Origin of the sequence: Yersinia enterocolitica subsp. enterocolitica (assembly GCF_901472495.1) — a bacterium.
Classification (GTDB): Bacteria; Pseudomonadota; Gammaproteobacteria; order Enterobacterales; family Enterobacteriaceae; genus Yersinia; species Yersinia enterocolitica.
Map to the genome: position 1 here is coordinate 1,080,893 of NZ_LR590469.1, position 22,901 is coordinate 1,103,793.

The following is a 22,901-nucleotide window of genomic DNA, read 5'->3' on the forward strand; positions in this document are numbered from 1 at the left end:
GGGTAGACGCGGGCTAAATAAGCGCCCTCAACCCTGAGAAAATCAGGCTTGAGGGCGGAATATATACTATTTTATCAGTCGGTCAAAATCTGAAGCATCATGGCGCTCAGCTAACTGTTCTTCTGGCGCTCCCCAGGTTTTATTGACGATACGGCCGCGCTGGACAGCAGGGCGCTTACCCATGGTTTCGGTCCAACGTATCAGGTGAGTATAGGATTTCACATCCAAGAATTCACCCGCTTCATATTGCAAGCCCAGTACCAGATTGCCGTACCACGGCCAGATAGCGATATCCGCAATGGAATACTCATCTCCCGCAATATATTCATGAGTCGCGAGCTGTGTATTGAGCAAATCGAGCTGACGCTTGGCTTCCATCGTAAAACGGTCGATGGCGTATTCAATTTTCACTGGCGCATAGTGATAAAAATGGCCGAAACCACCGCCCAAATAAGGGGCTGCACCTTGTAGCCAGAACAGCCAATTGAGTGCTTCGGTTCTGGCAGCAGGGGATTTTGGCAAGAAATGACCGAATTTATCCGCCAAATACAGCAGAATAGCACCAGACTCAAAAACCCGGACTGGCGGGGTGGTTGAATGGTCCATCAAGGCCGGGATTTTTGAATTTGGATTAACGGCAACAAACCCACTTGAGAACTGATCACCTTCACCAATACGAATCAGATGGGCATCATATTCCGCCCCTTTCTCGCCCACAGCCAACAACTCCTCCAACAAAATGGTGACCTTCTGACCATTCGGCGTGCCCATGGAATACAGCTGTAAGGGGTGTTTGCCAACCGGCAGGTCAGCTTCGTATCTGGCACCGGCAGTCGGGCGATTGATTTTGGACCACACACCACCGCTGGCATTGTTTTCCGTCCAGACTTTGGGTGGTTGATATTCGTTATCTTTCATCGTAGATGACCTTATTTGAGAATGAAGACGAACTGAATAATACTCATAGTGATTATGCCTCAATCATAAAGAATAACAGGGATAATATTTCTGTCATTCCAGCTCCCTATAGTGAAGTTGCTTTTTACCTTTGGGCAATAAAAATAATTAGGGAACTTAACATGCAGATGAAAAAATTCAGATTGGCATTGCTGGCCAGTAGCATCGCGTTCAGTACCTCGCTGTGGGCGCAAGCTGTTGAAGTGCCAGCAACACTGGTCGGGCATGCGGTTTTGCCAGTGAAATCAATGGTTGCAGCGCCTGCTGATGCGCCGACTGATTTACAACAAAGTGGCAAATACACCAGTGGTCAACGCGTAAGTACATTGGGCGCAGTCGCCGGTAAATCTGCCGATCGCCCAACAGGAATCGGTTTGCCAATCACCGGCCAGCCACTACAAGGTCATTCTGGAATAAAACACATGCCCGATGGCACCTATTGGGTGCTGACCGACAATGGATTTGGTAGCAAAGCTAACTCGCCGGACGCCATGCTGTATCTCAATCACTATGATATTGATTTCAAAAATGGCAGTGCCACGCCCCTGCAAACTCTGTTCTTGCACGATCCTGATAAAAAAGTCCCTTTCCATATCACCAATGAAAGTACTGATAAACGCTATCTGACCGGCAGTGATTTTGACCCCGAAAGCTTCCAGTTTGCCGATGATGCACTGTGGATTGGTGATGAATTCGGTCCTTATCTGATTAAGGCCGATTTGAACGGAAAAGTGTTAGCGGTATTTGAAACACAGGTTGATGGTAAAGTAGTGAAATCACCTGATAATCCAACACTTACGTTGTCAGGCGCTCCGGATGGTAAACAGAATTTTCAAGTGGCGCGCTCAAAAGGATTTGAAGGGATGGCGGTGTCACCGGATGGCAGCAAGCTGTATCCCATGTTAGAAGGTGCGCTGTGGAATGGCGAAAATTTTGAAAACATTGATGGCAAACGCTACCTGCGCGTGTTGGAGTTTGATGTTAAAAATCAGGCGTGGACAGGGCGCAGCTGGCAATATGTGCTGGAAGATAACCAAAACGCTATTGGTGATTTCAATATGATTGATGCGAAGCATGGATTAGTGATTGAACGCGACAACGGTGAAGGGACAGCGGATAAAGCTTGTGCAGCAGGGGCTGCGACCGATAAGTGTTTTAGCCAAATAGCCAAGTTCAAGCGTGTCTACAAAATCGCCTTTTCTGATGAAAACGTCGGCAAACCAGTAGAAAAAGTTTCATATATTGATCTGCTCAATATTAAAGATCCGCAGAACCTGGCACGTAAACCGCTAAATAATGGTGTGCTGACATTCCCATTTTTTACCATTGAAAACGTTGATGTGGTAGATGCGAACCATATCATTGTTGGTAACGATAATAATTTCCCATTCTCCTCCAGCCGTCAGCCTAATGAGGCAGATGATAACGAGTTTATCCTGTTGGATGTTAAAGATTTATTGAGCCAGTAGCTGACTCAATTCTTCCGGACAAGCCCGTCTAGAGCGGGCTTTTACTCTTGAGTATCATGCTTCATACAGTACTGTTGATGCTTCTTTGACTTGCCGTTCAAGAATATTAAGTGTCTTGGATAATACATTTTCTTGTTCTGTAAACCATTGTTCTTTATCAGGCAGAGAAGTGGCCAGCCGCCATGACTCTTCACCCTCCAGAGCTTTCAGTTCGTGCAATATCGCATCAATTTGTTTTCTGACTTCATCGATTTTACGCCGCAACCGCTCAAGATCATCAATAACATCACTGGACATCAATGGCTCAAGCCCTTGTTTTAAACTCTCCAGCAATGCGTGAATAGCAGGGAAGTCACCACGTTGGCGGGCTTGATTGAGCTGAACCATCAGCTGATGAGCTTTCTCTTTAAACTCATCAGCGACTAAATCTGGATGGCAGAGCCGGCTGGCTTGCCGCCACAACCGTTTGAGTTCCTGACGTTGGTGAGAAGAAAGTTTCTTGTCATTATTAAGCCGCTGCTCGGCATCTGTTTGTTTTTCCTGATAACTTTCATATTTCTCTTTTGCGTCTTCACGTGCTTTGCGTGTTGACTCAGTATTTCGCGTACAAAAGTTATTTTCCAGCTCTTTAATCTCTGCCAGCAATGCAGTAATCAACTCTGCCTGTTGTTGAATTCGGTTTCTTATCTCAATAGTTTCGCTAGATATGGATGGCAGTGCCAACCAGCGTTGCTTTAATGCAGCGAGTTCATCTATTGCCTGAGATATGTACTGCTGACAGTTGCGATAATCGCGTTCTCTGCGGCGAGCTTCAGCCTCGGCTTTGCGCAAGGTGCTTTCCGCCAACTGTTTGCGCAAATTAAGAATTTGCTTCATCAACGGGCCGAGACGCACCAGGTAAAGGTCATTAAAATCATCTAGCAACTGAATACGTTCATTACGTTTATCGATTAAATCGCTTAACTGTTCCTCCAGCGCTTTCAACTCAAGCTTGCAAGCCGACAGCTCGATATCTTGCCACTGCGTGACTCCTTGCTTGCTTCCCAGCCACGCAGAAATAGCCTCCAAAGCATGGGTGAATTTTCCCTGTTCGATCGCCGTGACGATAAAAACCAGTATGGCATCCTGAGTCTCACTTTTAAGATAAGGGAGTTGATGTCGAATAATGTCGTCATCTTCAAGCTCAATACCGCTTTTAATGATCTCCAGCCGTTTAATGAGTTTTTTCATAAATATAGGATTTGCTGATCGCTAGACAGAATACCTACATACTAAACAACGGCTTCACATTGTTCCAGATGAATGAGGAGTGATCCGGTCAGGATGCTCAGATAGTTAGGCGGGCATGTGCGATAAATCACATTCGATGCGCCGCAGGAAAAATCACAATGAATGTTAAGGGGCTGGGAGTCACTATTTCCAATACTGCTACGCGAATTCTACATCACTGTGGTACTGCAACAAGCACAGAATTTACGTAGCGCGATCGGATGAATATTATCGTTTAAATTCAATTAATTAATATTTTCATCGCTTCAATTTGCGGTTTAGATAAACTCTCCAACCTATTGCATAGCAAAATATTGAAATGGCGTTTTAAAAAAACGTAAAATCTCAAGTCACTCCGAATATTAAGCCACCCAAAGTCACCAAAATGAATAAACACCAAGCTCACGGTAGCGCGGCAACCGCAAATAACATTCAGTTCGGGGAAAATGAGTGAATCTGACTACCTCCATCTCATCTTCTCGGCATCCGTTTCACTATGCACCATTTAGAAATTTATTCTTCGCCCGGCTTCTCACTGTATTAGGTAATGGCATTGCACCTATCGCATTGGCTTTTGCTGTATTGGATATTGGCGGTTCCGCCACCGATTTAGGCTTAGTTGTTGCTGCGCGCTCGATTTTCAATCTGGCCTTTTTATTGATTGGTGGAGTACTGGCGGATCGCTATTCCCGAAGTATTGTTTTGTTATCTTCCGCTACCATTGCTGCATTGTCCCAAGGGGGGGTTGCCTGGTTGGTACTTGATGGAAGCGCAACAATCATGGGATTAGCTATACTGGGAACGATTAATGGCGCAGCTGCGGGCATCGCACTACCCGCATCTTCGGCCATGGTTCCGCAGACAGTACCTGCGCATAACCTCAGGGCGGCGAACGCTTTTATTCAAGTGGGTGTCTACGCTGGAACGATAATTGGTGCCTCATTGGGCGGCATTCTGACCAGCACTATCGGGCCGGGATGGGGCTTAGCGGTTGATGCTTTGGGGTTTGCAGCCGCCGCACCGTTATATTTCTATATTCGCGTCAATTCAACACTGTCTCTGGAATCGAACACCAACATTGTGCAAGATCTGCGTGATGGTTGGAAAGAGTTCATTGCCCGTTCATGGGTTTGGGCTATCGTCGCCCAGTTTACGATTATTAATGCGGCTTTCAGCGGCGTAGTGATGATTCTTGGCCCCATCATTGCCGATGCATCATTTGGCAGGGCAGGTTGGGGCATTATTGTTGCAGCGGAGAGCGTTGGTCTGATTGTAGGTTCATTTCTTGCTCTACGTTGGCGTCCACGGCGCGACCTATTTATTGGTGTCATATTAGTTTCGCTTTGCGCTGTACCCATCGTGCTACTCAGTATGATTTCGTCGACATTTGTTCTAATGGCTGGTTTCTTTATTGCTGGCATCGGTTTTGGGCAGTTCGGCGTGGTTTGGGCTAATTCGCTACAAACCCATATTCCCGCCGATAAACTCGCGCGAGTTTATGCCTATGATGCGATGGGATCATTTGTGGCGATCCCGGCGGGAGAACTGGCAGCAGGGCCACTTGCTATGCATTACGGTAACTCAACGGTTTTATTGGCCGCCGCCGTTGCTGTGGTGATAGCAACAGTCGCTGCCAGTTTTACTCCAGCGATTCGGCAGCTTGATAACGGGCCTAAAGTGAAACCATGCGATGAATAACTGTAACCGCGTTAGTAGCAAAATCTGGCGGAGTTAATGGGCAGGGAGCGGCTATTTTCCAATACTGTTACATGAGTTCTGCTCATCTTACTTAATATTATTTATTTGAATATGGGATTAACTCTGAACGCAAGGTTTTACAAACTTAGGCGGGATATATAAATCTAAACCTAAGTGACCACAATATTCTCTAAACATATTTATGGTTCTAACACCGGACTTTTCGTATATCAGTCTTAATTTATTCTCTATTGTCCTATGTGATAAAGACAGCCTTTTGGCCACCATTTTTGAAGTCATTGGCTGTAAAATGAAAAAAATTATCTCAAGTTCTTTCTCGTTGAACAGATCAGTGGGCGGGGTCAGTGTTAATACTGAGGGGCTGCGCCGGCCTATATATTGGGAAAGAGAAATAAAATTCAATTTACTGGCATTTGTTAATGTCCCTATACATTCACCAACTTTATTGTAAATTGGAAACCTGGGTAAATAATAGGGTTCTAATACTTTATCTCGCCCATAAAAATGGGTTGAAATAATGGCTACGCGCTTGCCACTTTTTTCCGCTTTTCTGTCATTAGCTTGATATTGTTCAGCAAATTCCGCCCAATCCGCAGGACATTCGTTATCTAATCGGCCCTCAATATCAAAGTCAGCAGGTAAGCTTAAAAAGTCCAGACCAGCTTGATTTACATAGACATAGCGGGATTCGCAATCTCTTATCACCCAAGGTTCATGACTGTATTCCATAATAGAAATTAGCGGCAGTGAATTCAGGGATTCTACAATTAGTTTTTTTGTATTCAGTGGCTTATTTTTTTCATCCATGACTAACTCAGCCTCTCAATTATTGCTTTACTCAAATAAAAAGTGAATTCGACGTTTGATTCTAACTCTTTAAATCCTACTCTCGCAAACTCGCAACATCAAGAAAGTTTCATTTATTCATCCTTTTTTAAATTAATTTATCTTCCTAAGCATTCTTTATAAGATAAGTTTTTAATAAATAAAATACGAATTTATTATAAAGCTTAATTCGTACATTTATAATCAGACCGCATTATCTGATGTAAAAAAACAATCCGAATAAGTGCGGGCTTTTCTTAATCCGCTGAGTATGGTAAACATTAATAAATATGTACATGTAAAGGTGATTGAAATGACTAGCATCAGTTATACAGCCGCAAAAAATAATTTAGCCAAGATATTATTAGAAGCGCAAAAACAGCCCGTAGAAATCACGCGTCGTGGACAGAGCGAAGTCTATATTATCAGCAAGGCTGATTATGAAGCTTTGATCAAAGCAAAGGTAAAAGCACACATTCAATTTAAACATGCTGAAACCATTAAAGCTCTTGCGGATAGATGATATTTTAACAGCGAATGATATCGCGGAGTTTAACGCAGAAATTATCCCTAACGGCAGGCCTGATAATAGTAAGTGAGGCTGTAGCCAGCCGCGTATTAAATGCACATCATTATGACAACGTGGATGATGTATATCAGTTAGCCGCTATCTACTTAATTGCCATTAGTCGAGGTCACATTTTTCTTGATGGGAACAAGCGCACGGCATTTCAAAGCATGGCGCTGTTCCTTGGTATAAATGGCGTAGACCTGTGTGCAAGCAATCAACTGGAAGAATTAACCGTTGAAGCAGCGCAAGGAAAAATTGGTGTTGAGCAGATAACGGAACAGTTACGCGAGCTTACCGAGTAATTTAATAAGGTTTTTGTTATGCCAACAACAGGCCTGCATAAGTGCGGGCTTTTTTGTGTTTGTTGTTTGGTGAAATCTGACGGCAATCATGCAGCGAGTTCTACAGATTTCACGTAGCGCCACCGGTCAAAAATGAGGGAAGGGGTTAATCTGTTAAGCAGGGTCATGTTTTTGTGCACCATAATACTTTAGCTACATACTTCAGCCATAAATAGCAAAACGACAAATATTACCTACGGGGCTAGAATAAACCCTTAGCGTATAAGCCCCGGCTCACTCCCAGTAATTCAATTTAACATAATATACATTATGCGCACCATGATAGCAGTAGGTAGAATGTGGGGTTTTAGTCGCTGTCATGGTTGCTGCTTCAGATCGATACTTGGCAAACATCCGTTCCAAACATCCGTTCCAAACATCCGTTCTAAACGTCTTCAGGAATGTGCAACTATCCGAAAGAACATCAGTTCGACTGGATAAAACAGGACATGAGAACAATACTTAGTAGGGTTTCACATGTTGTTCATTATCTTTGCAGAGGACTATTATGAAAATATTGAAAACAATGGCCATGCTGGTTGTTCTGGGTACATTCTCTTCCGCTGTCATATCAGCTGAACTGTTAACCAAGGAGGAGCTTAATAATAACCCGCAGCAATATGAAAAGATCGGCAATATCGTTACTGCTAATGAGTTGGCCACAATGGATGCTAAAGCTGAGTTGTCCAAAAAGGCCGATGAATTGGGCGGAGATTATTATGTAATTACCTCAGCAAACACAGATAATAAGATTCACGCAACGGCTGATGTGTATAAGAAAAAGTAGTGCTGATGTTCAAGTATTAAAGTTAAAGCTGGCTGGTATATTCACAGCCAGCTTTGTCTTTCAGTACCGCGTACGCTACATGACGTTGTCACAATAAATCTCCTCTTTTTAATCCTACTTTAATCCGGTATGCTCGAAATATGTCAGTAAATTGTCCGGATTTGAAACGTGATTTCATTGTTTAGACCAGCACAGTTATTTTGCGCCAGATCAGTGCATTGCCTCTTTTTATCTCGGCATGCAGCATGAGTCAACCTAACGCTATCACCCCTGCAAAAGTTCTTGGCCCTGCTCTACCCTTATTGGTCGCGGGCGCTTTCTTTATGGAAAACCTGGATGCAACGGTGATTGTTACCGCCATGCCACAAATGGCTTCGGCATTTGCTGTGCATCCGATTGATATGAATATTGGTATTTCTGCTTATATTCTTACCCTGACGGTATTTATTCCTGCCAGTGGTTGGATTGCTAATCGTTTTGGTGCTCGTAATATTTTTACCGCCGCTATGGTTGTTTTTACATTAGCATCAGTATGTTGCGCATTAAGCACTGATCTTGCGACATTCACTGCGGCAAGAATTTTGCAAGGAATTGGCGGCGCGATGATGGTGCCAGTGGGCCGATTGATTGTATTGCGCAATACGTCCAAAGCAGACCTGATTAAAGCTATCGCGACCATTACCTGGCCGGGATTGGTTGCCCCGATCCTCGGGCCTCCCGTCGGTGGATTTCTAACCACCTATGCATCCTGGCATTGGATATTTATCTTAAATGTCCCGCTGGGGATCTTCGGGATATGGTTGGCATGGCGGCTGATTCCTGAAGAGTCGCCACAAAAAGAGACACCTTTCGATATGCTGGGTTTCTTGTTAACCGCCTCAGCTTGTTTCAGTCTGATGTTTGGGCTGGAGTTATTTAATCACCAAACTTTATCACGCTGGATTCCTTTGTTGTGTATTAGTGCCAGCCTGCTATTAGGTGGGTTGGCGGTTTATCACGCCAAACGGCAGATTTCACCGCTAATTGACCTGTGGGCTTTACGTATAAAAAGTTACAGCGTCACCATTTGGAGTGGGAGTTTGTACCGAATCGCGATCGGCGCCGTTCCTTTCTTACTGCCGTTGCTGTTTCAGCTCGGGTTTGGCATGAGCGCATTTGATGCTGGTTTATTGGTATTGGCCGTTTTTGCCGGTAACTTGATGATGAAGCCTTTTACTTCAGCCATCTTATATCGCTTCCGTTTCCGTTCTACCTTGTTGGTCAATGGGTTACTTAATGCGGTCGCTATCTTTGCCTGTGCTCTTATCACACCTGAAACGCCTCATACATTGATTATATTGCTGCTATTTATCAGTGGATTAACGCGGTCAATGCAGTTCACCGCTCTCAATACATTGGCATATTCTGAAATCCCAGGGCCGAAAATGGGTGGCGCCAATACCTTTTCCAATATGATTCAACAACTGGCTATGGGGCTGGGGATTGCCATTGGGGCCTTAGCGCTGCGGATTGCCGAGTGGTTCCACCCTTATCGTGCCGGCGTTATCCCGTTAGAAAATTTCCAGATAGCATTTGTGGTTATTGGTGTGGTCGCATTACTATCGATAGTGGATACATTAACACTTAGCCGTGATGCGGGTGATGAAGTGCGGAAAAGACCGTCCAGACTGAAATGAATGAAAGCTGGACAATGGCGTCTCTCAGTACTTAAGAGTATGTTATTCATATCAAATTATTGGCAACGAAAAATAAGGAATGAATATGATCGTTTTCGTCACAGGCGCAACCTCCGGATTTGGTGAGGCAATCGCTCGCAAATTTATCAGCCACGGTCATCAGGTTATTGCTACTGGGCGTCGTCAGGAAAGATTGGCAGAATTAAAGGCCGAGCTGGGTGAGCAACTGCATATTGTGCAGTTAGACGTCCGTAATCGCGCGGCGATTCAGCATGTTATTGACGAACTCCCCGCTGAGCTGAAAAACATTGATGTGCTGGTGAATAATGCTGGTTTAGCATTAGGTTTGGAACCGGCTCACAAAGCCAATGTTGAAGATTGGGATACGATGATTGATACCAATACCAAAGGTTTGGTGAATATGACGCGTGCATTACTTCCTGAAATGGTGGCGCGTGATGTCGGCCATATTATTAATATTGGTTCTACTGCGGCTAACTGGCCTTATGCTGGCGGTAATGTGTATGGCGCGACCAAAGCCTTTGTTAAGCAATTCAGTCTGGGTCTGCGCGCCGACTTACATGGCACACACATTCGCGTCACGGATATTGAACCTGGTATGGTGGGTGGCACGGAATTCTCTGCGGTGCGTTTTAAAGGCGACGGCGAGAAAGTGAATAAAACCTACGATGGTGCTAACCCATTAACACCAGAAGATGTTGCCGAAGCGGTATATTGGGTGGCCACATTGCCTGCTCGCGTCAATATCAATACCCTGGAAATGATGCCGGTCAGCCAATCTTTTGCCGGATTGAGCATTCACCGCGAAGGCTAACCCGTGTTTGGGGCGTTCACCGCCCCACCCTTAACTGACCCGCCAGCCCGCGACAATAATCAACATCCCGACCAGCGCCACTGCCGCACCCACCCAATCAAAGAGAGATAGCTTCACGCCATCAACCACTCTCAGCCAAATTAACGCCGTCGCCACATAAACACCGCCGTAAGCCGCATAGACCCGACCACTGGCGGCAGGATGCAAGGTTAATAACCACACAAACAGCGCCAGACTGGCAACTGCCGGTAGTAATAACCACATGCTTGCCCCTTTGCGCAGCCATAAGTAAGGCAAGAAACAGCCAATAATTTCAGCCAATGCAGTGACAAAAAATAGTAACGACGCCTTTAACATGCACACATCCCTTTTGATACTACTCTTAAAAACAACACACATAGTGTGAGAGGTTAATGACAAAGTGCCCGTAAACCCTTCCTTGGTGGCGCGGACACTTTACTCTTCTCCCTGTCCTCACCTGGCAAGATCGAGTCAGCCATCGGACCCACTTGGTATGCTTGCTTTACTGGTGTTGCCTGAATATCCACTCGCGCACCGGTTCGATGTTGTAGGCAACACGCCAGGTATTTCTATGCCCGGAAGCGCCAGCCATCGATTCGCCTGCGGGTACCACGGTTCCTTGGCGAAAAGTAATGTAGTTAATCGACGCATTTTCAGCATCAATTTTTTCGAAAGCACGACGAAATTGTTCCGCATCCCAGGTTCCATCCCAAACGGCCTCGGCAACTTTTGCGCCTTCTTTTTTCAAAACATCAATAATGGCATTCTGCCCCGGCCAAGCCTTGTCATCATCTTGAGAAACAATAATCCACAGTTTCTGGCCTGCCAACGACTTGACCAGTGCGGGGTCCCACTGCCCAGCCACCAACAGTGATGCCGCAAAAAGATCAGGGTACTTGATGTTCATAGCAATTGACATCATACAGCCACCGGATTGCCCGGTCACATAAAGACGTTTGCGATCAATATTATACTGCTGGCACAGAGCATTAATCAGATCGATGGTGGTATCCAGCATATCTGACGTCTGCGAATTATCATCAGCGATGATTTCAGCATACTGCGGTGCCAGAATAAAACAGGGGCGTTGGGCTTGATCTTCTGGCGATGCCCAAGAGATAGCCCCTAATCCCTGAAACAATGTGGTTTGGGTTACATCACTGGTTGCCCCGGCATCATGCATAAACAACACCAGTGGCCATGCGTGTTCTTGGGTGTAATCTGCTGGAATATATAAATTGTATTTCAGTGTTTTTCCGGTCTTAGGATCTCGGTATTCCAGTTGTTTAAAATCATCAACAATGCGGTTTTTCACCTTATCAGTCGTCAGCTGTTTTTCTTTCGGCAAAATAGCCTGGCCGGAAACGGTATGAAGTTCAGATAGTTGGCTAAATGATGCAACTGCCGCCGGATAAACCGTGTCATAGACCGGTATGTCCCCTGCCTTACCTGGCCCGCCTTGCCCTGGATTCTCACTTTTATCTTTTTTCGGTTGCGGCAATTTTTCGGCTAAAGCGGCGTTTTTATCTTCCGGCGATAAAGCGATGATGACATATTCCCCGCTTGGCGCTTTATCTGCCGGATCCGCTGAATGGCTGGTAAATACATCGGTAACAGTACGGCCCTCAACCGTGAAATCCGTTGGCTTCAGCGCCTTACCATTGACGGGCTGATTGTAATGCACGGCAACGCCTGTCAGCCGGACACCGTCACCATAAACCTGAGTAATCGCAGTCCCCTCTATCATGGAGGGCTGCAAGCTGGTTGCCCTATTAGCGCCAGCGGCAAAAACCGGTGCACTGCATTTGAGCACAATGCCCAGCCCTGCCACCATCGTTAGAAATTCACGCCGTGTTTTCATAACGAACCTCCTTCTCTACTTGACTTGTCGATAGTCAAAAATGGCTATATGACCTACGTGCGAACACCTGATAATGCGTCAGTTGTTGTTGACTGGTTTATATACCGTGACCAATGATATAATTTTCTCTCGCTGATGGTGTGCCAGTAAATTATATGATGATTTCGCATCACCGACTCATAAAGGACTTAAGACGATGAAAATAACTAGCTTGCCCCGCCTGATGCGCGTTTTTCTCCCCGTAGCGGTGCTGGCTTTGCCGCTGGCATGGCAAACTGCCGCGTTGGCACAATCGGCCACCTGTACCCAAGGCAGCACCTGTGTTTCTGTTGGTGGCAACAATGACCCAATGTCAAAAGAACAAGCACGCCAAAGCCAGCAACAGTGGGATGATACCCACCGCTTGCGTAATAAAGTGAATAACCGGGCCGAGAAGAATTTTGATAAATATGATCGTGCCGAAGATGCAAAAGACAATTGCGATCGTAGCGCAAACTTTAATGCCTATTGGGAACCGAACACTGAACGTTGCCTGGATCGTTTGTCCGGTCGCCAGATTAATCCGTAATTGTCGGTAATGGCTCGGATTGACTTGAGGTTATGTCAACCAGCGCTATCCTTACGTTAGGCAAACTATTCATCCACATAAGGATTTTATGATGAAAAAAACGCTTATTATCAGCACATTGTTATTATCTCTGGCCCCTTTGGCTGCTTTGGCCTCCTGTGAAAGTGTCAAAGCAGATATCGCGCAAAAAATTATCAATAATGGCGTGCCTGAATCTGGTTTTAAACTGGATATCGTCCCTAACGATCAGGTACAAAATGCGGGTGGACAAGTGGTTGGGCATTGTGAAAATGATACTCAGAAGATTGTTTATACTCGCATCACTGACAGCGAATAATTTCTCCATTGGATTATCAGGGCGTACCTCTCGGTGCGCCCTTCTACTTTATAGCGACCCTAGTTTGCTTTATATGAAACGGCCTGCCCATTGGTATTACTATCGCGCCATGTTGCGCCGGCTGATGATTGCCATCATGCTGGGCATCATTTCTGCGCTAATTGTCTGGTTGTTCCATCAAGCGATGTTGGGGCTTGAGTGGTTATTATTTACCCGAACCGACGGCAGCCTGGTGGCAGCCGCCTCTTCCATTAGTGGCTGGCGACGTGCATTAACCCCCGCATTAGGGGGATTGGCAGCGGGCTCACTATTGTGGGTGTATCAGCGTTATCAGCATCGAAAACCCAGTGCCCCCACCGATTATATGGAAGCCATTGAAACCGGTGATGGTCGATTAGACATTTCTGCCAGCCTGGTCAAATCGCTGGCTTCGTTGCTGGTGGTATCCAGCGGCAGTGCCATTGGCCGTGAAGGTGCCATGGTGCTGTTGGCTGCATTGTTCGCTTCTGTATTTGCCCAGCGCTACGCAAAACCTAAAGAATGGAAACTTTGGGTCGCTTGTGGTGCCGCTGCTGGTATGGCCAGCGCCTATCATGCACCACTGGCTGGTAGCTTATTTATTGCGGAGATTCTATTCGGTACATTAATGCTGGCTTCCCTTCGGCCGGTGGTGATTGCTGCTGTCAGTGCATTGCTCACCACCAACCTGTTACATGGCGGGCAAGAAACGCTGTATCAAGTACAGGTGCTGCCATCCCCGTGGCCGATACAATATCTCCTAATGGCACTATTGGGATTATTCGCCGGTTTCTGTGGGCCACTGTTCCTTAAAGGTATGACAGCCAGCGGGCATGCATTTCGTTCCCTGAACTTATCACCACCACTGCAATTGGCGCTGGGTGGGGTGATTGTCGGGCTATTATCGCTCATTTTCCCTGAAGTCTGGGGCAATGGTTACAGTGTGGTGCAATCATTATTGACCACCCCGCCGGGAATTTTGTTAATTGGCGGTATTTTGGTTTGTAAGTTGTTGGCGGTACTGGCCAGTAGCGGTTCGGGTGCTCCTGGTGGGGTATTTACGCCAACACTGTTTGTTGGTGCGGCGTTGGGGATGTTATGCGGTCAAATATTTGCCTGGTGGCCCATGTTGGGTGACAATATTGCGTTATTAATGGCATTGACAGGCATGGCGACATTGCTGGCAGCGACCACTCACGCGCCTATTATGGCAGCACTCATGGTGTGCGAAATGACAGGAGCCTATACCCTGTTGCCAGAGCTACTATTATCCTGCGTTATTTCGACAACAATAGCCCGTTGGTTACGCCCTATTTCAGTATATCACTCACGCTAAATTAAAGTTTGATGGATATATTACTTGGCTATTGCGGTGAGATCTAAATACTTTGCTAACGGCTTTTGTTCTGCATGGGGCAAATAAGGTAGTTGCCCTAATTGTGGTGCAGGTAAACGTTCGCGTAACATTGCAATAGTTTCAGCGTAATGTGCCAGTCCTGGATTAATACGATTGGCAACCCATCCTAATAATGGCAATCCATCATTAAGAATAGCTTGAGCAGTTAATAAGGCATGATTAATACAACCTAATTTAATGCCGACCACCAAAATAACCGGTAACTGTTCTTGAATCACCCAGTCAGAATAAAAACGTTGGTCGTTCATCATCACTTTCCAGCCACCGCACCCCTCGACGACAACGGTATCGGCTTTCGTTGATAAGAGCTGCAATCCTTCGGTCATTTTATTGTAGTTAATCAGGGTGTCAGAGCAGGCATGGATAACATCCCCAGCCAGTGGGTATGGGTTAACTTCCTGATAATCCACTTCAATAGAGGATGAAGCTTGTAAAATCAGTGCATCCTGGTTGCGTAGTCCATCGGGAGTATCTTTACTCTCCGTTGCTACTGGCTTATAGCCAACAGCTGTTCTGCCATTTTGGCTTAAGGCCTGAAGTAAGGCCCGTGACACTACGGTTTTACCAACAGCAGTGTCGGTACCCGTCACAAAAATACGCGTTAACATAACAATACTCCGCAATCTGACCACTTCGACTCACGTCTTTCCGCCTAATATTAGCGAAATTGGTAACATGGATAAAAGTCTAGGCGATGCCGACCACAGACAGCTTGCGTTAGCGCAATGTTTTGCCGAACTGAGAGCGGTTTTTAGCGGATAACGCTCAATAATATGGGGAACACACCCAATATACCTACTAATAATTAACTCTTAATTATTAGTAATGCCCTATCCTTGCAGGAGTTTCACCAATAAAGAGCCATTATATAATGCTTCTTTTACCAGAGCGGCTCCCGGCATTGTCCCCTGATTAAAAAATGCCGTTGGCTCCACCAAAATATGCTCGCTATAAGCAGGTAGGGCTTGTTGGCGAATACAAGATGCAATGGCGGGATGCAGAATAGAAGCCGCTTTATTTAATGGCGAACCAACCAGAATCTTTTCCGGATTAAATAAATTGACCATAATGGCAATAATGCGCCCGACACTGTGGCCAACACCTAGAATAATATCTTTAGCTAATTGATCGCCGGCCAACGCCGCATCACATAAAGACTCAACCGTCAGTGGTGAGCCATGTAATAACGAACTCATTGAGCCATTTAATCGCTGTTGGGCAATTTCCAGCATATTTTCAATACTGGCAACCGTCTCCAGACAACCATGGTTACCGCAATAACAACGTTTGCCATAAGGGTCAACTTGAGTGTGGCCAATTTCAACCACACTACGGCTGCCTGCGTGTAATACCCTACCCGCAGCAATAACCCCTGCACCGACATTATGATCAATCACGACTTGAATCACATTCTGACAGCCACGCGAAGCGCCATACAAGGCCTCTGCCATCGTCCAGGCGCAAATATCATGTTGCAGATAAACAGGTAATCCCGTTCGCTGCTCCAATGCCGGGCCAAGTAGCATTTCATCCACTTTATAAAATGGCATTTTATGCACAATACCCGCTGGTGCGTCGATGATACCGGGCATGGTAATGGCGATAGCCGTCAGCCTTTCAAGTTTTTCCTGATGGCGGATAAAGAATTGGTCGACTTCGCTGAGAATGCGATTGAGTAAGGGCTCAGAGTGGCTATCCGGTAAGGGAATTTGATCTTCAACTACCAGTTTACTGCTGAGGTCACGCAGCGCGAGAGTTATCGAACCTCGGCTAATCCGTCCGGAGACATAATGCCAAGCCTCGGTATCCAGAACCAAACCAATTGCTGGCCGCCCACGACTACCAACATCTTGATATTCGGTTTCTTTTACCAAATGGGCTTCAACTAATTCCCGCACAATCTTGGTGATACTGGCGGGGGCCAATTGCGCCCTCTTAGACAGTTCAATACGGGATATCGGGCCGAACAAATCAATCAGCCGATAAACGGCCCCTGCATTGGTCTGCTTGATTTGATCAATATGCCCAGGCTGTCCATCCGTTATCACTAAACCGGCTCCTTCTCTGTCACCGAGTATTTTTCGCGCTTCTAAATAAAGATTATCGGCTATGTTGGGGCTTTTAGCATATGGCGTCAACTATTTGATTAGTTATGTGATTTACTGCACATAATCGCCGATGCCCTTTGACTATGCGCTGATTATTTAGACGAATAAAGGTCGAAAAACACTCACCAATATTATTTAACCTTAGCAACCCAAACTGCCTTTATGCTTCATTTATTGGGCTATCCGCTATCATTAGGCGGATCAATGCTTCCGCTGGCGCGGTCACCGGGCGATGTTTATGATTCACCAACCACACCTCAGTTGTCGCACTGCTTTCAGCTAACGGTAAGTATTTCACCCCATCCACTTTTACCCGCGTGAATGACGCTGGCAAAATAGAAACACCTAAACCGGCGGATACCAGCCCGACAATGGTCATCGCCTCCCCGACTTCTTGCGTGATATAGGGAGTGATCCCAGCACGAGTCAGCAGCGTGAGGATCTCATCATAAAGCGCAGTACCTACCTCGCGAGCAAAGAAAACAAAAGGTTGATCGGCCAACGAACTAAATTTGACACGCCCAAGAGGTAAAGCAGCTAACGGACTTTCTTCGTGGACCACCGCAACTAAAGGCTCGCGTAACAACAGACGGTATTGCAGCGCGTCGGGCAAGCGAGTGTTGCGCATCACACCAAGATCAAGTTGACCATTCAACAAGGGTTCAATTTGCTGTTTGGTATTCACTTCCTGCATTTTAATATGAACGTGCGGGTGCAACTGGCGAAAAGCGCGCAAATTCTTAGATACGGTGCTGATAAACGGTGCCGATGAGGTAAAACCAATGGTTAACTCCCCCGATTCCCCACGATGCAAACGCGCTGCTTTCTCAGCGGCCGAGCTAACCTGCGCCAGAATTTGGTAAGCCTCCTTTAAAAACAGCACACCGGCCTGTGTCAGGCTGACATTACGGTTATTGCGGGCAAACAACCTGGCCCCGATTTGCTCTTCCAATATCCGAATTTGTTGGCTCAGCGGGGGCTGAGAAATACGTAAACGCTCTGCTGCTCGCCCGAAATGCAACTCTTCAGCCACCGCGATAAAATAACGTAAATGCCTGAGTTCAATACTCATCCGACTCCAGTGATATTTTTAAAGTCTTATTATGAATAATTAATATATTAGACAAAAAACTCTGCTATTTCTATGATCCTATTATTACACCGAACGACGATTGAGCCTGTGCTCTTGCGGTGAACAAACTGTTTTGATTGTGCTTGTTTTTATTGTGCTAATGATAAGGAAATACCGTGACCACCTCTTTGCTCACTACGGATACCGCAGTGTCGAACCTCGCCGCAAATGACGATGCAACTGCTACAACGCCTAAAACCACTCGTTTTACTAAACGTCCTTATATTCAACGCGGTACACCGGAATTTATTCGTGTCACCCTGGCTTTCTTTTCCGCCGGATTAGCGACCTTCGCCCTGCTCTATTGCGTGCAGCCAATCCTACCGTTGTTATCACAAGACTTTACTATCTCACCGGCGAGCAGCAGCTTATCGCTTTCAACTGCCACCGGGATGCTGGCTTTTGGCCTGATGTTTACTGGCCCACTTTCTGATGCCATTGGCCGTAAATCCGTGATGGTAGTGGCATTGATGCTGGCCGCTATCTGCACCTTAATTTGTGCTTTTATGACCAGTTGGCATGGGATTTTACTCATGCGAGCATTGATTGGCCTCTCCCTTAGCGGCGTTGCCGCCGTGGCGATGACCTATCTTAGTGAAGAAATTCACCCCAGTTTTGTCGCGCTCTCGATGGGGCTGTATATCAGCGGCAACTCGATTGGTGGGATGAGTGGCCGTTTAATTACCGGGGTGTTGAGTGATTTCTTTTCCTGGCGCATCGCTCTGGCGGTGATAGGTATATTTGCGTTGGCCGCCGCTTGTATGTTCTGGCGTATTCTTCCGGCCTCTAAACATTTTCGCCCTACCTCATTGCGCCCCAGAACGCTGGTCATTAATTTTAAACTGCACTGGCGTGATTCGGGCTTACCCCTGCTGTTCGCGGAGGGTTTTTTAATCATGGGTAGCTTTGTCACTTTGTTCAATTACATTGGTTATCGTTTACTGGCACAGCCTTATTATCTCAGCCAGGCGGTGGTGGGGTTATTATCGATAGTCTATCTGACCGGCTCATATAGCTCCCCAAAAGCTGGCGCGTTGACCACTCGCTATGGCCGGGGGCCGGTATTAATGGCTGCAATAGGTATGATGTTGATTGGTGTCATTATCACCGGTTTCTCTGCGGTAATAACCATCTTTATTGGCATGATGGTATTTACTGCCGGTTTCTTTGCCGCGCACTCTGTTGCCAGCAGTTGGATTGGCCGCCGCGCGCGCCGCGCTAAAGCCCAAGCCTCTTCACTATATCTATTCTGTTATTACGCCGGTTCGAGTGTCGCAGGAACATTAGGCGGTATTTTCTGGCTTAATCTAGGGTGGGCCGGCGTTGTGGCATTTATCGCCACGCTCTTGTTGCTGGCATTGTATGTTGGGCAGCGGTTACGGAAATTGCCAGAAGCGGCCAAAATATAATCTTAGATGAAGTAAAGCCGATTGGACGCCAAATTACAATTTGACGTTCTCTCTGCTATGTACCTATTATTAAGGGGAGCTTAACGACCCTAAGTGATTGTTGCTTGAGATATAAATTAAGTATCTAGTGTATTAAGGGATTTATTACGAGATATTTCCTTAATTTATGTAAGGTCAGGAGAAAATATGACAAACCACTTCCTCACGCTTTGGGACATACTCGCGACAACATTTTCCATTTTCTTTTTCATCGCATACTTGCTGATTCTGTTTCAGGTCATTTCCGACCTGTTCAGAGACCATGAATTAAGTGGGTTTTATAAAGCGATTTGGATTCTGTTTTTACTCTTCATTCCACTACTGACGTCTCTGGTATACCTCATCACACGAGGTAAAGGTATGGCTCAGCGCTATCGAGCCTCGGTACAAAAATCAGTATCCGAAACCAATGAGTATATCCGTCACGTTGCGGGTAAATCGCCAGCAGAACAGATTGCTGACGCGAAAAAATTATTAGATGAAGGGACTATTACTGAAAGTGAATACCAGCAACTAAAAGCGAAAGCACTGTCCTAATATTTTGATTTATCACTCTAGCCAACACAGCTACAACATTGAAAACGTGTCGGCTATAAAGGCTAAATGTCACTTACCCTGCCATTTAGCCTTTTTTATTTCTGAATTAAAGCGATAAAAATAATAGACAGTGGTGCTTAGTCGCCATGGAGATTATAATTTCAGCCTTATGCTTATATTGTTTGCGAGATTCAGGAATGAAGCACTCTTCGCTACGGCGTTCACTATTATTAGCCGGTATTACCCTGCCCTTAGTCAATTTTGCGCCGCCAACCTGGGCCGCTGCGATTCCGGGATCATTAGACAAGCAATTGGCAGCACTTGAGCATAGTGCTAACGGTCGTTTAGGCATTGCGATGATTAATAGCGGCGCTGGCACCAAAATTTTGTATCGCGGAGCTCAACGTTTCCCATTCTGTAGTACTTTTAAGTTTATGCTGGCCGCTGCTGTATTAGATCAAAGCCAGTCTCAGCCGAATTTACTCAATAAGCATATAAATTACCATGAGAGTGATTTGTTATCTTATGCCCCGATCACGTGTAAAAATCTGGCGCGTGGCATGACCGTCTCCGAGTTATGTGCTGCCACCATTCAATATAGTGATAACACTGCCGCGAATTTATTAATTAAAGAGTTGGGTGGTTTAGCGGCTGTTAATCAGTTTGCTCGCAGTATTGGCGATCAGATGTTCAGATTAGACCGCTGGGAGCCTGATTTAAATACCGCGCTACCTAATGACCCACGTGATACCACCACTCCTGCGGCTATGGCAGCGAGTATGAATAAATTGGTGCTGGGTGATGCATTGCGCCCTGCCCAACGAAGTCAACTCGCTGCATGGCTGAAAGGAAATACCACCGGGGATGCCACAATTCGTGCGGGTGCCCCTACTGACTGGATTGTGGGTGACAAAACGGGTAGTGGCGATTACGGAACCACCAATGATATTGCGGTACTTTGGCCGACTAAAGGCGCGCCGATTGTTTTAGTCGTGTATTTCACGCAACGCGAAAAAGACGCGAAGCCACGCCGCGATGTATTGGCCTCTGCGACCCAAATAATTTTGTCGCAAATATCCTGATTTCCTGTGCGGGTGACGTTACCCGCCTTTTAACCGCTATAGATGCTTTTGATATTTTGGCAAATACCCCATGATTAATGGCAACACTGGCTTTCAGAGGTATTGTTTTATTGATATAACTTAGTGTATGTTGTAACTAAAGTAAGGTTAATTAAAGATACGATGAATAAATATGATCTGATAGAGCGGCTAAATAACCGCTTTACCGCGTTGGAAGCCGGATTGCAGGCGCTCCACCAGCAGCTTGAGGATTTACCCCTGCTCGCTGCCCGCGTGTTTTCCTTGCCTGAAATAGAGAAAGGCACGGAACATCAACCCATTATGCATATCCCTGTGAATGCAACCGTGGGAGTAGCGGCTAGAGATTTAGCGATACAGCATTATCAGCGGCTGTTTATTCACCACCAAGGTCAGAATGTTAGCAGCAAAGCAGCCCTCCGCCTCCCGGGAGTCCTTTGTTTTTCGGTGACGGAGAGCCAATTAGCCACTTGCCAAAAGAGTATTCAACACATTAATCAATTAAAAACCGAGCTGGAACATATCATTACCGTTGAGTCTGGTTTGCCGAGTGAGCAACGTTTCGAGTTTGTTCACACCCACCTGCATGGGTTGATCACGCTAAATACCTATCGCACCATTACGCCGTTGATAAACCCCAGTTCGGTTCGCTTTGGTTGGGCTAATAAACATATTATTAAGAATGTTACCCGCGAAGACGTGCTGGCGCAGTTAAATAAAAGCCTAAATGCAGGCCGTGCCGTTCCCCCTTTTAGCCGTGAACAATGGGTGGAATTAATTAGCCAAGAAATTAACGATGTTCAACGGTTGCCGGAACAAGCGCGCTTAAAAATCAAACGTCCGGTAAAAGTACAACCTATTGCACGAGTTTGGTATCAGGAACAGCAGAAACAAGTTCAACACCCCTGCCCTATGCCTTTGATTGCCTTTTGCCAGCTTCAATCGGCAGCCGAATTACCTAAATTAGGCGAATTAACTGATTATGATGCCAATCAGATTAAACATAAATATAAGCCAGATGCCAAACCATTACAGCTGTTGGTACCCAGGTTACATTTATATCTCGAAATATAGATAAAAAGTCTAAGCTAATCATTTACTCTCATAGAACCTATAAGATTACGCTTCTTCTGGTGATTTTTATGAATAAGCAACTCAATTACCAGAAGAAATTAACCCCTTCACGTAGAACTTTTTTAGGGACATAGTGACTCAATCCTGAAGTATGGCAATATTCAATCAACTCTTTTAAAGAATGACACCCCACTTTGTCATAAATAAATCTAAGCCGATTTTCAATAGTTCTATTTGACAGGGATAATTTTACCGCTATTTCTTTAGCGGTCATTTTTTGAATCGCATAAAATATGATATCAAGTTCTCTTTCTGAGAAGCCATCTACCGGCGGGGTGAGTGTAATAACGGAGGGTTTTAAACTGTTAAAAAAATCACATATAGAAATAAAGTTAAATTTTTTACCAAAAAAAACAGTGCCTAACACCTTCCCATTTTGGTTATAAATAGGAAATTTAGGGAAGTACCAGGGTGAAATAACCCTTTCACGCCCAAAGGAAGAGGTGACAATGATCTCCGCGCCCTCTCTGCTTTGTTCCGCCTTTCTATCGTGAGCCTTGAAGTCATCACTATACTCCGACCATGAGCATGGCATTTCCTCATCTAAGCGCCCTTCAAAATCAAAGCCAGGCTGAATATCAAACAAATCAAGACAAGATTCATTTAAGTAAACAAATTTGGAGTTATTATCTTTTATCGCCCAAGGAATACTCGCCTTTTCCATGATGGAAATAAGCGATGTTTCACTGAGTGAATTAACAATCATGTTAGATTGATTCTGGGGGACTGATTTTTCATCTTCCATAAAATGAACTCCTATCGCGTCAAAAA

23 protein-coding genes are annotated in these 22,901 nt (G+C 45.6%); 14 read left to right on the top strand and 9 right to left on the bottom strand.

What is annotated here, in order from left to right; genetic code table 11:
* Window positions 1–66: 66 nt before the first annotated feature.
* Window positions 67–918, bottom strand: a complete 852-nt coding sequence (yghU, locus tag FGL26_RS05030) for a glutathione-dependent disulfide-bond oxidoreductase (protein ID WP_005169755.1) — start codon at window positions 916–918, stop codon at window positions 67–69.
* Between the two features lie 161 nt (window positions 919–1,079).
* Here yghU and FGL26_RS05035 point away from each other — a divergent pair, with 161 nt between their 5' ends.
* Complete coding sequence (locus FGL26_RS05035; RefSeq protein ID WP_005169756.1) at window positions 1,080–2,426, top strand: esterase-like activity of phytase family protein; 1,347 nt, start codon at window positions 1,080–1,082, stop codon at window positions 2,424–2,426.
* A 54-nt stretch (window positions 2,427–2,480) separates the two neighbouring features.
* Here the strand turns inward: FGL26_RS05035 and FGL26_RS05040 are convergent, their stop codons facing one another.
* Window positions 2,481–3,656, bottom strand: coding sequence for a coiled-coil domain-containing protein (locus FGL26_RS05040; RefSeq protein ID WP_005169758.1), 1,176 nt, complete (start codon window positions 3,654–3,656; stop codon window positions 2,481–2,483).
* A 489-nt stretch (window positions 3,657–4,145) separates the two neighbouring features.
* On the opposite strand from FGL26_RS05040, the gene FGL26_RS05045 reads away from it, so the two are divergent.
* Entirely contained in the window at window positions 4,146–5,393 is a 1,248-nt protein-coding gene (locus FGL26_RS05045; RefSeq protein WP_005169761.1) for an MFS transporter, read from the top strand.
* Between the two features lie 117 nt (window positions 5,394–5,510).
* Here the strand turns inward: FGL26_RS05045 and FGL26_RS05050 are convergent, their stop codons facing one another.
* Window positions 5,511–6,221 (bottom strand): helix-turn-helix transcriptional regulator, encoded by a 711-nt coding sequence (locus FGL26_RS05050; RefSeq protein WP_005169767.1) that lies wholly within the window; start codon window positions 6,219–6,221, stop codon window positions 5,511–5,513.
* A gap of 331 nt (window positions 6,222–6,552) precedes the next feature.
* On the opposite strand from FGL26_RS05050, the gene FGL26_RS05055 reads away from it, so the two are divergent.
* The 5 genes from FGL26_RS05055 (at window position 6,553) to ydfG (ending at window position 10,449) form a co-directional block, all read left to right on the top strand.
* The gene (locus FGL26_RS05055) at window positions 6,553–6,762 is read left to right on the top strand and encodes a type II toxin-antitoxin system Phd/YefM family antitoxin (protein WP_005169769.1); all 210 of its coding nucleotides are present in this window, start codon (window positions 6,553–6,555) and stop codon (window positions 6,760–6,762) included.
* A gap of 14 nt (window positions 6,763–6,776) precedes the next feature.
* The gene (locus FGL26_RS05060) at window positions 6,777–7,112 is read left to right on the top strand and encodes a type II toxin-antitoxin system death-on-curing family toxin (protein WP_227746636.1); all 336 of its coding nucleotides are present in this window, start codon (window positions 6,777–6,779) and stop codon (window positions 7,110–7,112) included.
* A 547-nt stretch (window positions 7,113–7,659) separates the two neighbouring features.
* A complete protein-coding gene (gene yahO, locus FGL26_RS05065) occupies window positions 7,660–7,938 on the top strand; it encodes a DUF1471 family periplasmic protein YahO (RefSeq protein WP_005169775.1) in 279 nt (92 codons plus the stop codon).
* 245 nt (window positions 7,939–8,183) lie between these two features.
* Window positions 8,184–9,614 (top strand): MFS transporter, encoded by a 1,431-nt coding sequence (locus FGL26_RS05070; protein ID WP_005169778.1) that lies wholly within the window; start codon window positions 8,184–8,186, stop codon window positions 9,612–9,614.
* Between the two features lie 85 nt (window positions 9,615–9,699).
* Window positions 9,700–10,449: a bifunctional NADP-dependent 3-hydroxy acid dehydrogenase/3-hydroxypropionate dehydrogenase YdfG gene (gene ydfG, locus FGL26_RS05075; RefSeq protein ID WP_005165755.1), complete on the top strand. Its 750-nt coding sequence runs from the start codon at window positions 9,700–9,702 to the stop codon at window positions 10,447–10,449.
* A 30-nt stretch (window positions 10,450–10,479) separates the two neighbouring features.
* Here the strand turns inward: ydfG and FGL26_RS05080 are convergent, their stop codons facing one another.
* Both FGL26_RS05080 and FGL26_RS05085 read right to left on the bottom strand, forming a co-directional pair.
* On the bottom strand, window positions 10,480–10,806 hold the full coding sequence (locus FGL26_RS05080) for a YnfA family protein (RefSeq protein WP_005169781.1): 327 nt from the start codon (window positions 10,804–10,806) through the stop codon (window positions 10,480–10,482).
* A 166-nt stretch (window positions 10,807–10,972) separates the two neighbouring features.
* A complete protein-coding gene (locus tag FGL26_RS05085; protein ID WP_005169783.1) occupies window positions 10,973–12,331 on the bottom strand; it encodes a carboxylesterase family protein in 1,359 nt (452 codons plus the stop codon).
* Between the two features lie 196 nt (window positions 12,332–12,527).
* Between FGL26_RS05085 and FGL26_RS05090 the strand changes: the two genes are divergently transcribed.
* From FGL26_RS05090 to clcB, 3 genes are all read left to right on the top strand, one after another.
* The gene (locus tag FGL26_RS05090; RefSeq protein ID WP_005169788.1) at window positions 12,528–12,899 is read left to right on the top strand and encodes a DUF1283 family protein; all 372 of its coding nucleotides are present in this window, start codon (window positions 12,528–12,530) and stop codon (window positions 12,897–12,899) included.
* A gap of 91 nt (window positions 12,900–12,990) precedes the next feature.
* A complete protein-coding gene (locus FGL26_RS05095) occupies window positions 12,991–13,236 on the top strand; it encodes a DUF1161 domain-containing protein (protein WP_005169791.1) in 246 nt (81 codons plus the stop codon).
* 73 nt (window positions 13,237–13,309) lie between these two features.
* A complete protein-coding gene (gene clcB, locus FGL26_RS05100; protein ID WP_005169795.1) occupies window positions 13,310–14,590 on the top strand; it encodes a voltage-gated ClC-type chloride channel ClcB in 1,281 nt (426 codons plus the stop codon).
* A gap of 20 nt (window positions 14,591–14,610) precedes the next feature.
* Here clcB and bioD read toward each other — a convergent pair whose 3' ends face one another.
* From bioD to FGL26_RS05120, 3 genes are all read right to left on the bottom strand, one after another.
* Entirely contained in the window at window positions 14,611–15,279 is a 669-nt protein-coding gene (gene bioD, locus FGL26_RS05105) for a dethiobiotin synthase (RefSeq protein ID WP_005169797.1), read from the bottom strand.
* Between the two features lie 222 nt (window positions 15,280–15,501).
* A complete protein-coding gene (gene mlc / locus FGL26_RS05115) occupies window positions 15,502–16,719 on the bottom strand; it encodes a sugar metabolism global transcriptional regulator Mlc (RefSeq protein WP_005169799.1) in 1,218 nt (405 codons plus the stop codon).
* 220 nt (window positions 16,720–16,939) lie between these two features.
* Window positions 16,940–17,851 carry a LysR family transcriptional regulator gene (locus FGL26_RS05120; RefSeq protein WP_005169803.1) on the bottom strand — a complete coding sequence of 304 codons (912 nt, stop codon included), beginning with the start codon at window positions 17,849–17,851 and terminating at the stop codon, window positions 16,940–16,942.
* Between the two features lie 176 nt (window positions 17,852–18,027).
* On the opposite strand from FGL26_RS05120, the gene FGL26_RS05125 reads away from it, so the two are divergent.
* The 4 genes from FGL26_RS05125 (at window position 18,028) to tus (ending at window position 22,070) form a co-directional block, all read left to right on the top strand.
* Window positions 18,028–19,320: an MFS transporter gene (locus tag FGL26_RS05125; RefSeq protein ID WP_005169805.1), complete on the top strand. Its 1,293-nt coding sequence runs from the start codon at window positions 18,028–18,030 to the stop codon at window positions 19,318–19,320.
* A gap of 186 nt (window positions 19,321–19,506) precedes the next feature.
* Entirely contained in the window at window positions 19,507–19,896 is a 390-nt protein-coding gene (locus tag FGL26_RS05130; protein ID WP_005169809.1) for an SHOCT domain-containing protein, read from the top strand.
* A gap of 197 nt (window positions 19,897–20,093) precedes the next feature.
* Window positions 20,094–20,978, top strand: coding sequence for a class A beta-lactamase BlaA (blaA, locus tag FGL26_RS05135; protein ID WP_005169816.1), 885 nt, complete (start codon window positions 20,094–20,096; stop codon window positions 20,976–20,978).
* Between the two features lie 162 nt (window positions 20,979–21,140).
* On the top strand, window positions 21,141–22,070 hold the full coding sequence (gene tus, locus FGL26_RS05140) for a DNA replication terminus site-binding protein (RefSeq protein ID WP_005169818.1): 930 nt from the start codon (window positions 21,141–21,143) through the stop codon (window positions 22,068–22,070).
* 85 nt (window positions 22,071–22,155) lie between these two features.
* On the opposite strand, the gene FGL26_RS05145 is transcribed toward tus, so the two are convergent.
* Window positions 22,156–22,875 carry a helix-turn-helix transcriptional regulator gene (locus tag FGL26_RS05145; RefSeq protein ID WP_005169820.1) on the bottom strand — a complete coding sequence of 240 codons (720 nt, stop codon included), beginning with the start codon at window positions 22,873–22,875 and terminating at the stop codon, window positions 22,156–22,158.
* Window positions 22,876–22,901 lie beyond the last annotated feature (26 nt).

What these genes read in the sequence shown, in the direction of transcription:
- FGL26_RS05070 (WP_005169778.1), top strand. Translation starts at nt 8,184, where the DNA reads ATGAGTCAACCTAACGCTATCACCCCTGCAAAAGTTCTTGGCCCTGCT.
- tus (WP_005169818.1), top strand. Translation starts at nt 21,141, where the DNA reads ATGAATAAATATGATCTGATAGAGCGGCTAAATAACCGCTTTACCGCG.
- FGL26_RS05130 (WP_005169809.1), top strand. Translation starts at nt 19,507, where the DNA reads ATGACAAACCACTTCCTCACGCTTTGGGACATACTCGCGACAACATTT.
- FGL26_RS05035 (WP_005169756.1), top strand. Translation starts at nt 1,080, where the DNA reads ATGCAGATGAAAAAATTCAGATTGGCATTGCTGGCCAGTAGCATCGCG.
- ydfG (WP_005165755.1), top strand. Translation starts at nt 9,700, where the DNA reads ATGATCGTTTTCGTCACAGGCGCAACCTCCGGATTTGGTGAGGCAATC.
- blaA (WP_005169816.1), top strand. Translation starts at nt 20,094, where the DNA reads ATGAAGCACTCTTCGCTACGGCGTTCACTATTATTAGCCGGTATTACC.
- FGL26_RS05040 (WP_005169758.1), bottom strand. Translation starts at nt 3,656, where the DNA reads ATGAAAAAACTCATTAAACGGCTGGAGATCATTAAAAGCGGTATTGAG.
- FGL26_RS05085 (WP_005169783.1), bottom strand. Translation starts at nt 12,331, where the DNA reads ATGAAAACACGGCGTGAATTTCTAACGATGGTGGCAGGGCTGGGCATT.
- FGL26_RS05090 (WP_005169788.1), top strand. Translation starts at nt 12,528, where the DNA reads ATGAAAATAACTAGCTTGCCCCGCCTGATGCGCGTTTTTCTCCCCGTA.
- yahO (WP_005169775.1), top strand. Translation starts at nt 7,660, where the DNA reads ATGAAAATATTGAAAACAATGGCCATGCTGGTTGTTCTGGGTACATTC.
- FGL26_RS05080 (WP_005169781.1), bottom strand. Translation starts at nt 10,806, where the DNA reads ATGTTAAAGGCGTCGTTACTATTTTTTGTCACTGCATTGGCTGAAATT.
- clcB (WP_005169795.1), top strand. Translation starts at nt 13,310, where the DNA reads ATGAAACGGCCTGCCCATTGGTATTACTATCGCGCCATGTTGCGCCGG.
- FGL26_RS05060 (WP_227746636.1), top strand. Translation starts at nt 6,777, where the DNA reads ATGATATCGCGGAGTTTAACGCAGAAATTATCCCTAACGGCAGGCCTG.
- FGL26_RS05050 (WP_005169767.1), bottom strand. Translation starts at nt 6,221, where the DNA reads ATGGATGAAAAAAATAAGCCACTGAATACAAAAAAACTAATTGTAGAA.
- FGL26_RS05145 (WP_005169820.1), bottom strand. Translation starts at nt 22,875, where the DNA reads ATGGAAGATGAAAAATCAGTCCCCCAGAATCAATCTAACATGATTGTT.
- FGL26_RS05120 (WP_005169803.1), bottom strand. Translation starts at nt 17,851, where the DNA reads ATGAGTATTGAACTCAGGCATTTACGTTATTTTATCGCGGTGGCTGAA.
- FGL26_RS05055 (WP_005169769.1), top strand. Translation starts at nt 6,553, where the DNA reads ATGACTAGCATCAGTTATACAGCCGCAAAAAATAATTTAGCCAAGATA.
- FGL26_RS05095 (WP_005169791.1), top strand. Translation starts at nt 12,991, where the DNA reads ATGAAAAAAACGCTTATTATCAGCACATTGTTATTATCTCTGGCCCCT.
- bioD (WP_005169797.1), bottom strand. Translation starts at nt 15,279, where the DNA reads ATGTTAACGCGTATTTTTGTGACGGGTACCGACACTGCTGTTGGTAAA.
- yghU (WP_005169755.1), bottom strand. Translation starts at nt 918, where the DNA reads ATGAAAGATAACGAATATCAACCACCCAAAGTCTGGACGGAAAACAAT.